General features: G+C 59.9%; 2 protein-coding genes and 2 pseudogenes. All 4 read left to right on the forward strand.

What is annotated here, in order from left to right; all coding sequences use genetic code 11:
• Positions 1–206 (forward strand): annotated as a pseudogene (locus EN984_RS33370) (3-deoxy-8-phosphooctulonate synthase); the annotation flags it as partial.
• Positions 207–302: 96 nt separating this feature from the next.
• The gene (locus EN984_RS33375) at positions 303–506 is read left to right on the forward strand and encodes a dodecin family protein (protein WP_013531476.1); all 204 of its coding nucleotides are present in this window, start codon (positions 303–305) and stop codon (positions 504–506) included.
• A gap of 85 nt (positions 507–591) precedes the next feature.
• A complete protein-coding gene (locus tag EN984_RS33380; RefSeq protein WP_127270592.1) occupies positions 592–957 on the forward strand; it encodes a PRC-barrel domain-containing protein in 366 nt (121 codons plus the stop codon).
• A gap of 374 nt (positions 958–1,331) precedes the next feature.
• A pseudogene (gene eno / locus EN984_RS33390) lies at positions 1,332–1,781 on the forward strand (phosphopyruvate hydratase); the annotation flags it as partial.

Consider the following 1,781-nt stretch of genomic DNA (forward strand, 5'->3'; position numbering starts at 1 on the left):
GTGGGTCCTCGGGCGGTGAACGTCGTTTTGTCGAGACGCTGGCGCGCGCGGCCGTCGCTGTCGGCGTTGCCGGCGTGTTCATCGAGACCCACCAGGATCCTGACAATTCGACCTCGTCGGATGGTCCGAACATGCTGCCGTTAAAGGACATGCCAGCCCTGCTCGAGCGGCTGATGGCATTCGACCGTATCGCCAAGGGCCTCTAAGGCCGGACGCATACCCTGCCGACCGCCGGCGCTTGTGGAAGGCACGAGCCGGCTATACGCTTGCCTTGCAACTGAGCGTTTTGGCAGGAGGAAGCCATGTCCGTCGCCCGCGTCACCGAAATCACATCGTCGTCGAAGAAGAGCTTTCAGGACGCCATCGAACAGGGAATTGCGCGCGCCTCGAAAACCCTGAAGAACGTCGAGGGCGCCTGGATCCAGGACCAGAAGATCGTCGTCCAAGACGGCAAGATTGTTGCTTATCGCGTCAATATGAAGGTTACCTTCATCCTCGCGGAGTGACCGGGCGTCGCCGAAAAGTCGGGAACCTTCGCCCGCGCCCCTCATTGTCCAAGTATGGTTCTAAACCACAATGAGGAGCACAATCATGACAACCCAGACAGGTCACACCCAAGCCATCGCCGCCTCACGGGTCATCGGTACATCGGTCTACAATACCGAAGGCACGAGCATCGGAAGCATCGAGGATGTGATGCTCGACAAGATGACGAACGGCATCATGTTCGCGGTGATCGGTTTTGGCGGCTTCCTCGGCATTGGCGAAAAATATCACGCCATTCCGTGGGCGAGCCTCGACTATGATGAGGACAAGGGTGGCTATGTCGTGCCGTTTTCCAAGGAACAACTCAGGGCGGCGCCTGCCTATTCGATCAACGAATTGAGCGGGGCGGATGGCGAGGCGGCGCGCGACGAATCTTACAATTACTACAAGGTCACGCCTTACTGGCATTGACAGCAACGACAAAGCGGCCCCGTCGAGAGACGGGGCCGCTTTGTATTCTGGCTTATTCGCTGACGTGTAAGGGGGCCATCGCCTTCGGCGGCGACTGCTGATTGTCGCACGACGTCAGGAATGCCGCCGCGATCAGGAACAGACTCACGATACCACTCAACTGGGACATGGCGAAACTCCTCCTGTTTCGCCCCGCGCGCTGCACCTTAACCGGAAGTCAGCCGACCGTGCATGACTTATGATGACAGCGATTTGCGCTTCGTGAATCGTTCAGAGGCTGATGCCGCGGCAATAATTGCCGGCCGGCCGATTGCCTTTTGCAGCACTTTGGCTAAGACGTGCGGCATTCTTCAGATCAATCGAGGACATCGCAAATGACCGCCATCATCGACATTGTCGGGCGTGAAATCCTGGACAGCCGTGGAAATCCGACCGTCGAGGTCGATGTCATTCTCGAAGACGGCTCGATGGGCCGCGCGGCGGTGCCGTCGGGTGCTTCGACCGGCGCCCACGAGGCCGTCGAACTGCGCGACGGTGGCGCCCGCTATCTCGGCAAGGGCGTGCTCAGGGCCGTCGAAGCGGTGAACGGCGAGCTGTTCGAGGCCATCGGCGGCATGGAAGCCGAAAACCAGATCCATATCGACCAGACCATGATCGAGCTTGACGGCACGCCCAACAAGAGCCGGCTTGGCGCCAACGCCATTCTCGGTGTGTCGCTGGCGGTGGCCAAGGCGGCCGCCGATGCCGCCGGTCTGCCGCTGTACCGTTATGTCGGTGGCACCAAGGCGCATCTCCTGCCGGTACCGATGATGAACATCATCAAT

This window comes from Mesorhizobium sp. M7A.F.Ca.CA.004.12.1.1, from assembly GCF_003997835.1.
In the GTDB taxonomy this organism is placed as follows: Bacteria; Pseudomonadota; Alphaproteobacteria; order Rhizobiales; family Rhizobiaceae; genus Mesorhizobium.

Coding starts and splice junctions, on each gene's coding strand:
- EN984_RS33375 (WP_013531476.1), top strand. CDS start 303: ATGTCCGTCGCCCGCGTCACCGAAATCACATCGTCGTCGAAGAAGAGC.
- EN984_RS33380 (WP_127270592.1), top strand. CDS start 592: ATGACAACCCAGACAGGTCACACCCAAGCCATCGCCGCCTCACGGGTC.